This window comes from Candidatus Darwinibacter acetoxidans, assembly GCF_041936445.1.
Taxonomy (GTDB): domain Bacteria; phylum Bacillota; class Limnochordia; order Darwinibacteriales; family Darwinibacteriaceae; genus DTU010.
Genome location: NZ_JBHGXH010000292.1, coordinates 1 through 7,149, shown reverse-complemented (window position 1 = coordinate 7,149; position 7,149 = coordinate 1). Strand labels below are relative to the sequence as shown.

Below are 7,149 nucleotides of genomic sequence, written 5' to 3'. Positions count from 1 at the left end.
CTAAACGGCATATCTGCATGGGAAGCGGTGGAAAGTCTGGCACGAGCAGGATAAACCAAGCCGAGCGAGGAACAGAAACCCTTCGTTGAGTCAGAGAGAAGACGAGCGAAAATCCGTTTCATTTAGAGTTGCATTTCTGCCGGGCCCTTCTGCCCCTTGGATCCTGGTCGGGGAAAATTCTCGCCGGATCAATAAACTTCTTGGCACCTCGAAGGATATATAAAGTGAAAGCAAGCCTAAACCGAGAAAGGAAGATGATAATGCGCAGAACTCTGCTCAAAACCGGAATTGTCACGCTGCTTGTGGTCCTCCTCAGCGGGGCGGTTTCTCCTGCGGCCCTGGCCAGCTCTGACCAGAAGCGCCTGCAGGTTAGCGGCACAGCCGTGGTTACCGCCAGCCCTGATATCGCCTACATCACCCTGGGAGTGGAGACGCAGGATCCTTCAGCAGAAAAGGCCGCCCAGGACAACGCCAACATCATGGCCCGGGTCATGGCGGCCCTGCGGGATCTGGGCCTGACGGAAAAAGAAGTGTCCACCAGCGGCTACAACATCTACGGTTCCACGCAGATCCTCAACCGCGGCACCAACCAGGAAGAAACAGTGGTCACCTATTGGGTGCAGAACAGGATCAACATCACCACAACTGACCTGGAGGGACTAGGGGAGATCATCGATGCAGCGGTGAAGGCCGGCGCCAACCAGGTACAGGGCATCCGCTTCGATGTCCAGGACAAACAGTCCCTGCAGCTGGAAGCACTCAAGCTCGCGGTGCGCCAGGGCCGAGCCAAGGCTGAGGCCATGGCGGAAGCGGCCGGCGTGACCCTGGGCGAGCTGATCACCATGGGCGAGAGCTACAGCTCCTACGCTCCCATGGTGAGCGCAGTGGCCTTCCGGGCCGATGCCCAAGCCGGGACCACCATCAGCCCCGGTGATGTGGAAGTCAGCGCCACAGTGCAGATGGAATTCGCCTTTTAGCAAGCAGCCAGGAGAGCCCCGCGGCTCTCCTTTTCGTTTCTGCTTCCTAATTGGCCGCCCCTTCCCCGCGGGCCAGGCGCCTGGCCAGAAGCTCCGAAGCCACCAGCATGGTGCAGATGGCTGCCAGGAGGTAATAGGGCAGGAGCTTCAGGGAAGTGAGCGAGGCTAGAGCCCCAAAAAGGGGCGGGCCCAGGGTCCCCCCTGTGTAGGCCACCGCCATCTGCAGGCCCATAACCGCCCCCGAGGCAGCTTCCCCGAAGCGCCGGGGGGTTTCATGGAGCATGGCCGGAAAAATGGGAGCGGTGCCCAGACCCAGGAGCACAAAACCCAAGGCGGAGAGGCTCGCGGGCAGGGGCAGCATGAGCAGGAGCGCCCCCAGGGCGCAGATCACCTGGCCCCCCCGGATCAAGCTTTCGTTTTTCAACTTGATGAACAAAAAGCCCGAAAGCAGGCGCCCCACGGTGATGCCGCCGTAAAAGGCCGCGCTCCAGCGGGCCGCGACCGCGGGGGCCATCCCTTCCACGCCCACCAGGTAGCTGCTGCTCCAAAGCCCCGCGGTGATCTCGGTAACGCTAAAACCCACAAAAGCCACCAAGGCCAGCTTGGCATGGGGCAGCCGCAGCGCGTCCCGGTTGGAGAGGGTGTTCTGCCCACCGTCCCCACCCTGGCTGGTCACGTCCCTCCCCTGCCAGAGCCTCCGGGACAGCCACAGGACCGCCACCAGGGCAAACTGCAGCGCAGCAATGGTTCCGTAGCCTCTGCGCCAGCCGCCGCCAGCCAGAAAGAAGGACATGATCATCGGTCCCGCGGTGGCCCACTCCCCAGAAGCAGTGCAGCCAGTTCATGTGCATGGACTTGTAGTGCAGCGCCACGAAGTTGTTCAGGGCCGCATCCACACTCCCGGCGCCCAGTCCCAGGGGTATGGCCAGAAGAAAAAGCCAGGCCGCATGCCCCGCCAGGCTGAAGCCCAACAGAGCTGCGGCGGTCATCAGTACGCTGACGATAGTTACCTTAGCCGTCCCGAAGCGGGAGACCACTTTACTGCTCGCCAGGCTGGAGATCACCGTCCCCGCGCTGACGGCCATGGATAGATACCCCACCAGGCTCACCGGCGCCTGCAGATCCAATCTGATTACAGGCCAGGCGCTGCCCATGATGGAATCGGGCAGCCCCAGGCTGATAAAGGCCACGTAGATGATTACCAATAGTGCTGTCACAGCTATCCCCTTTGCTCCATGATCGATACTGCCACTCTGCAGTGGCGCTGCCGCCTGGGGCCCTAGGCTCAACCTAAAAGCTTTTTGATCGTCCGGAAGGTGATGTTGGGAATCAGCTCAAAGGTGTGCCGCATGTGCACCCGCTCGGTGAGCTTGTGGCCGTCCTTCCCGAAGGTGCCGATGTTCACCACGGGCACATTGACCGCGGCAATATCCTCGATGGGATGGGTGTACTTAACGCCCCAGGCCGGCGTGTTCTTCTCCAAGGCGTCCAGCTCTTCCCGCTCATCCCCCAAAGCCATAAAGCTGGAGTCGGAGATGTACGGGTAGAACATCTTGGTGACAATGGGCCGATCCGAATGGGGCTGCACCTCCGAGACCGCCGCTTTGACGCTCTCCAGCAGCCTCCGTTCCGCCTCCGTCCTGCCGGTCATCTCTATCCTAGCAAAATAGGTGGAGGAATTGAAGACAATGATGGCCGGGCTCTTATCCCGGGCCCACTGCCAGGCCTCCGCCACCAGGCGCACATTGAAGTCCCTCAGATCCAAGGCAGGGTCCCTTTGCTGCAGCTCCCGGGCGAATTCCCGCAGATGCTGAACGAAACCCTCACCGTGCTGCGCAACCAGTTCGCTGTAGAACTCCTCCCAGGTGTACACCCGGGTTTTCCAGGGAAGCCTGGTGTAGGTGTGCCCGCTGCGCTGGCAGAAAGTCCTGTAAGCCTCATCAAGGTAGGTGATCACGTTGTCGAAGGCTTCCCGGGCCTTCTCCTTCATCTTGGCCATGATTTCCCTGGGGCTCAGGCTGTGGGTGAACACGTTGTAGTAAGCGTAGGCGGCCAGGGGTGTCTGGACAGTATAGGCATCTTTGCAGTCGGCCTGCTTAAGGGAAGTGGGCGGCACGGTCACCTCCCCCTGGGCCTCGTCGCACAGCTCCGGATTGAGCTCGATCAGCCTGGTGAGCTCCGCCACCAGCAAATTGGGGTTGAGCCCGCCGAAGGCCTGGCCCACATGGGTTTCCTTGCCCACCACGTAGAACGTGGGCAGGAGCTTGCCGATGGTGCCGAAATAGACGTAGCGGTTTTCATCCAGCTCGTGGTAGGGCGTGGAGTAATCCGCGTTGATGGCCGCGACATACTCCAAACCGTGCTCTGCTTTCCACTGCTTCAGCACCTTCAGCGCGGAGATGATGCCGTGGGAGTTATCTTCTTCATCGCATTCCGCGATGGCGATGAGATTGCCGTTGAGCTCTTCGGGATGCTGGGAGAAATAGCGGATGAGCCACATCTGGCCCGCCACGCCCGCTTTCATATCCAAAGCCCCCCGGCCGAACATGTACTCACCGGAGTCCAGGTCCCGCCGCACATCTTCCCCCAAATCCATCTGGCGCAGAACCTCCGGCAGCCGCTCAGGATCGAAGGCGTACTCCTTGAGGCTGCCAAAATCATCAACTCCCACCGTATCGATGTGCCCCATGAGGATCACGGTGCGTTTGGCATCGCCCCCCGTTCCCTTGACCATGGCCAGGACATTGTAGCGCTCTATTTCATCGTCTTCGGTCCGCTGAAGCACAAGATGCTCGGGGTGCTTTTGGAAATAGGGGAGGCTTTGGTAGAACTCATGGATCCTGCGGGCGCACTCCGCTTCACCGCTGGTTTTCACCATGCTGGGAATCTTGACCAGTTCTACAGTGAGCCTTTTCACATCGTCGAAGCAGTGCAGGTACATGCAGACCCTCCTTCTAGAAAAGAATGATCTCGAACCCCTGGGCGGTGAACACCTCTAGATCAGAATGGCCTGACAGGGCGGCATCGATGGGCAGTCCCTGGGCCTCGGCCTCCTGCAGCGTGCCCATCTGGGCGGCGCAGGCTTTGCATACGGAGCGGATCAAGCCCTGTTCCTTGATCTTTTCCCACAGTCCCGCCTGGGGCGATTTGGTGATCTCGGCCAGGCGGGCGGTGGAGGCCCCTTCGATAATCAGGGCCACTTCATACCCCCTGGAATGGTAGTTCCAGGTGTTGAGCAGCGCGTGGATAAAGCAGGGCATCTCACCCTGGAAGCTGACGATCGCGATTTTTTTCAAGCTGTTATCACTCCCATCATCATTTTCTATCTAACTTCTCCTCCCCGGCAGTTCTTCCTGCCCCGCCGACCCTTCTTGACAGCGATGCGCTTTTGGGCTATACTTGATCTAGTACTTTACTGCTTTACTACTTCAGTGCTTTACTACCTTACTACCCAGACAAAGGAGAATGGAGATGAAGATACCAACGGATCTCAAGCACAAGCCGGTGATTGTAGTTGAGGATTACAGCAACGTAGACGGCCGCAACGCCTACCATTCAGATGCCAAAGGCCTATCCTTAGGGCTCGCCCAGTGGAACGAGCGGGGCCGGGTGGACATTTCCGCCAAGGTCTGGCGCCACACGGGTCAGCGGTGGTCTCGGCAGTCGGAGGAGCTTCCCCTGCACAGGGTGCTGGATCTGGCCATTTTGGTGTGCCGGGCCAAGCTGTACTTTGATGAGGCCTACCGCTATCCGAACTTCTACGATCCGGAAAACCCCCAGATCGACAGGGTGGGCCTGCAGGGCGATGCCATGACTGTGGCGGTGTGCACGGAAAACGAGATGATCGCGGAGGATATCCGGCTCTTCGTGGATGCCTTAGCCCGGGACGGGGAGCTCATCGCCGAGCGCCTGCGCACCCTGGCCCGCATCCTCGAGGAAATGGGGTATTGATCACAAAAACGGCGGCCAGACGGTCGCCGTTTCACGATCTATAAGACCTGATCACACTATACCTTTACATAAGAGTCCGCAAAAGGCCTCAACTACACGGGCATCAAACTGCTTGCCTGCACCCCGCATCAGCTCCTGCATGGCCTGTTCGTGGCTGTAGGCCTGCCGGTAGGGGCGGGCACTGACCATGGCATCGTAGGCGTCGGCCACCGCCACAATCCTGGCCATGAGGGGAATCTGTCCCCCCCGCAGTCCGTACGGGTAGCCGCTCCCATCCATGCGCTCGTGGTGGGCCAAAGTCGCTTCGGCGATCTCCGCCATGCCAACCACAGCGCTCAAAAAGCGATGCCCGTTCACTGGATGTGCGTGGATTTCCTTCCACTCCCAAGGCAGGAGCGGCTGCGCCTTGTTGAGAATGTCGCTGGGGATGGAAATTTTGCCGAGATCGTGCAGCAGACCAACTTTGGCTAACTCGATCTTCTGCTCGTGCTCTAGGCCCATCTGCTCACCGATGGCGAAGCAGATCTTACTCACTCGGCGGGAATGCCCCTCTTCGCGCGGGCTTTTTTGGTAAAGGACATGCATCAGTGCATTGATTACTCGGTCTTCTAGTTCAAACTGAGGGGTCTGAAGTCCTAGTATGAACGGTTCATGCCTAGTAACAGCCGCCACCCCCTTAGGGCCGATATCCAATTGGGTGAAAATATACACAATGGTAAGATTCGACGGACCCACGATAAACCCTGCTATTTAGCCTAATTCTGGCACAGAACCGCCAAATTCTTCCCAAGGCCGATGAATAAAGGCTTTCCCCGGAAAAATAGCAAACTTAGCGATAAACTTTTTTTACTCTGGCGGGATATATAAGGTGAAAGAGGAGAGGAGGATTGCCGTGGACTTGGCTGAGCGGGAACTCATAAAGCGTGCCAAAAGAGGAGAACACGCAGCCTTGGAAGAGATTTTCCGGCTGCACCTGGACAGCGCCATCCGCCTGGCCTATCTGGTCACCCGCAACTGGGCCACGGCTGAAGATGCCGTGCAGGAAGCGTTTGTGCAGGCCTTCCGCTCCCTACCCAGCTTCCAGGAGCATCGGCCCTTTAAACCCTGGTTCACCAGGATCGTGATCAACAAGGCGAAGCGCACCAAAAGCAAACTTGATCGGGGCCATCTGCCCTATGAGTTTGAGGAGGAAAACCCCCATGCTTCCCTCAACCCCGAGGGCAGCGCCCTGGAACGGGAAGGCCTCGATGAGCTCTTTACCGCCATCAACAAACTCGACGACAAGCACCGCCTGCCCCTGCTGCTCAAGTATGTGGCTGAGCTGACAGAGGCGGAAATCGCGCAGACACTGCGCCTTCCCCAAACCACAGTGAAGTCCCGCCTTTACACCGCGCGGCAGCGGCTCAAAGGCTACCTGACGGAATCCGAAGGAGGTGGCAGAGATGAATTTAGATGAGCGGATCAGAGAAGCGCTCAGGGCCAACAGCCAGTGGCCCGGTTCCCCCGATGAACTCTGGCAGAGGATTTCCTCCCAGCTGCAGCCCAAACCCAAGCGCAGCAGACAGCCCCTGTGGCTGGGAACTGCAGCGGCTGCGGTGCTGGTTTTGGTGTTCGTATTCCAAGCGGTCTGGAACCCCCAGCCGCCCCCACTCCCTGAGGCTGAGGAAGCGGTGCCCATGCGCATGCTCACCGCCGTGCTGCCCCCTTCCGGGCCGCAGCTGGTGCAGCCGGGGGAAGTGGTGGAACTCACTTTGGATGCCCACCTTTCGAGCCAGGGCACACCGGCCCCTCCCCGGCTGGAAATCTGGCAGGAGGGCGATGCGGAAGAAGTGCTCGTAATGGAACGGGGCCTCAGCGGCGGCGAGCTCGTGGAGACCAGGCTGCTTACCGTCCAGGCGCCGGAGGAGCCCGGTTCCTACCGCCTGGTGGTGCGGGGAACGGTGGAAGAGCAAGGCCAGCTGTTGGAGATCTACGGGGAAAAGAGCATTGTGGTTGCGGCTGCCGAGGGCAGCTGATCCTAAGCAGTTTGCAAACCGAGAGCCGGAGGCCTATCTCCGGTTCTCGATCGCGATCTGGAAATTTTTCTCTAAAGTGCAATAGCAAATGCAACGGCTAGCCAGAAACCCGTTCTATAAAGCATTTCACAGTTGCGTCCAGCTTCGATAGTTCCTCCTGGAAGAGCTCCAACGGTGTGCGGTAACCCAAGATCTTCCGAGGTAGG

Annotated in this window: 8 protein-coding genes and 1 pseudogene; 4 read left to right on the top strand and 5 right to left on the bottom strand. The window is 59.2% G+C overall.

Annotation, left to right across the window (positions count from 1 at the left end):
• Positions 1-260 precede the first annotated feature (260 nt).
• The gene (locus tag ACE4YL_RS11265; protein ID WP_461358604.1) at positions 261-977 is read left to right on the top strand and encodes an SIMPL domain-containing protein; all 717 of its coding nucleotides are present in this window, start codon (positions 261-263) and stop codon (positions 975-977) included.
• A gap of 46 nt (positions 978-1,023) precedes the next feature.
• Here the strand turns inward: ACE4YL_RS11265 and ACE4YL_RS11260 are convergent, their stop codons facing one another.
• The 4 genes and pseudogenes from ACE4YL_RS11260 to ACE4YL_RS11245 all read right to left on the bottom strand — a co-directional run bounded on the left by ACE4YL_RS11260 (position 1,024) and on the right by ACE4YL_RS11245 (position 4,273).
• Positions 1,024-1,770 carry an MFS transporter gene (locus ACE4YL_RS11260; protein ID WP_461360494.1) on the bottom strand — a complete coding sequence of 249 codons (747 nt, stop codon included), beginning with the start codon at positions 1,768-1,770 and terminating at the stop codon, positions 1,024-1,026.
• A 118-nt stretch (positions 1,771-1,888) separates the two neighbouring features.
• Positions 1,889-2,131 (bottom strand): annotated as a pseudogene (locus ACE4YL_RS11255) (MFS transporter); the annotation flags it as partial.
• A 131-nt stretch (positions 2,132-2,262) separates the two neighbouring features.
• Positions 2,263-3,918, bottom strand: coding sequence for a M20/M25/M40 family metallo-hydrolase (locus tag ACE4YL_RS11250; RefSeq protein WP_461358602.1), 1,656 nt, complete (start codon positions 3,916-3,918; stop codon positions 2,263-2,265).
• A gap of 13 nt (positions 3,919-3,931) precedes the next feature.
• Complete coding sequence (locus tag ACE4YL_RS11245) at positions 3,932-4,273, bottom strand: cytoplasmic protein (RefSeq protein ID WP_461358601.1); 342 nt, start codon at positions 4,271-4,273, stop codon at positions 3,932-3,934.
• Between the two features lie 175 nt (positions 4,274-4,448).
• Between ACE4YL_RS11245 and ACE4YL_RS11240 the strand changes: the two genes are divergently transcribed.
• Positions 4,449-4,928: a DUF6530 family protein gene (locus ACE4YL_RS11240; RefSeq protein WP_461358600.1), complete on the top strand. Its 480-nt coding sequence runs from the start codon at positions 4,449-4,451 to the stop codon at positions 4,926-4,928.
• A 51-nt stretch (positions 4,929-4,979) separates the two neighbouring features.
• Here the strand turns inward: ACE4YL_RS11240 and ACE4YL_RS11235 are convergent, their stop codons facing one another.
• A complete protein-coding gene (locus ACE4YL_RS11235) occupies positions 4,980-5,513 on the bottom strand; it encodes an HD-GYP domain-containing protein (RefSeq protein ID WP_461358616.1) in 534 nt (177 codons plus the stop codon).
• A gap of 307 nt (positions 5,514-5,820) precedes the next feature.
• Between ACE4YL_RS11235 and ACE4YL_RS11230 the strand changes: the two genes are divergently transcribed.
• Positions 5,821-6,384: an RNA polymerase sigma factor gene (locus ACE4YL_RS11230; protein WP_461358599.1), complete on the top strand. Its 564-nt coding sequence runs from the start codon at positions 5,821-5,823 to the stop codon at positions 6,382-6,384.
• Positions 6,371-6,943 (top strand): hypothetical protein, encoded by a 573-nt coding sequence (locus tag ACE4YL_RS11225; RefSeq protein WP_461358598.1) that lies wholly within the window; start codon positions 6,371-6,373, stop codon positions 6,941-6,943. Before ACE4YL_RS11230 ends, ACE4YL_RS11225 begins: the two co-directional genes overlap by 14 nt.
• The last annotated feature ends 206 nt before the right edge of the window (positions 6,944-7,149 follow it).

What these genes read in the sequence shown, in the direction of transcription:
- ACE4YL_RS11265 (WP_461358604.1), top strand. Translation starts at nt 261, where the DNA reads ATGCGCAGAACTCTGCTCAAAACCGGAATTGTCACGCTGCTTGTGGTC.
- ACE4YL_RS11260 (WP_461360494.1), bottom strand. Translation starts at nt 1,770, where the DNA reads ATGTCCTTCTTTCTGGCTGGCGGCGGCTGGCGCAGAGGCTACGGAACC.
- ACE4YL_RS11250 (WP_461358602.1), bottom strand. Translation starts at nt 3,918, where the DNA reads ATGTACCTGCACTGCTTCGACGATGTGAAAAGGCTCACTGTAGAACTG.
- ACE4YL_RS11240 (WP_461358600.1), top strand. Translation starts at nt 4,449, where the DNA reads ATGAAGATACCAACGGATCTCAAGCACAAGCCGGTGATTGTAGTTGAG.
- ACE4YL_RS11235 (WP_461358616.1), bottom strand. Translation starts at nt 5,513, where the DNA reads ATGCATGTCCTTTACCAAAAAAGCCCGCGCGAAGAGGGGCATTCCCGC.
- ACE4YL_RS11225 (WP_461358598.1), top strand. Translation starts at nt 6,371, where the DNA reads ATGAATTTAGATGAGCGGATCAGAGAAGCGCTCAGGGCCAACAGCCAG.